The organism is Paraburkholderia sp. RL18-085-BIA-A (genome assembly GCF_046027075.1).
In the GTDB taxonomy this organism is placed as follows: domain Bacteria; phylum Pseudomonadota; class Gammaproteobacteria; order Burkholderiales; family Burkholderiaceae; genus Paraburkholderia.
On sequence record NZ_JARESU010000659.1, the window covers coordinates 1 to 363 of the forward strand.

At 70.5% G+C, this 363-nt stretch carries 1 pseudogene; it reads right to left on the minus strand.

Going from position 1 to position 363, the window contains the following annotated elements:
• Positions 1-47: 47 nt before the first annotated feature.
• Positions 48-363: pseudogene (locus tag P0D89_RS54280) on the minus strand (hypothetical protein); the annotation flags it as partial.

Consider the following 363-nt stretch of genomic DNA (forward strand, 5'->3'; position numbering starts at 1 on the left):
AGTGGGGCGCGCGGAGGAGGAAGTCGAAGCGGACATGGCAGGCGCCCTCAATCGGCCGCGGGCGCGTTCGCAGCGGCGCTGGCGCGCGGCGTCGTTGCCGCGGCGCCCGTGTTCGTGCCAGTGGTTGCTGCGCTGCTGGTAACGGTTGCCGCGTCACCGGTGGCGCCGTCGTTGCTGGCATGCGCACGGCTAGCCGTGTGGCTGGCCGTATCTGTCAGCGCGGATGCGTCTGCTGATTTCGCTGCGGACTTACCCGCGACGTTGACCCCATTGCCGGTTGCGGCGTTGTTGCGGGCCTGCGCGCGGTTGGCCGCATGGCTGGACGCATGGCTGGCCGCACTTGCCGGCACGGAGGCATCTGCA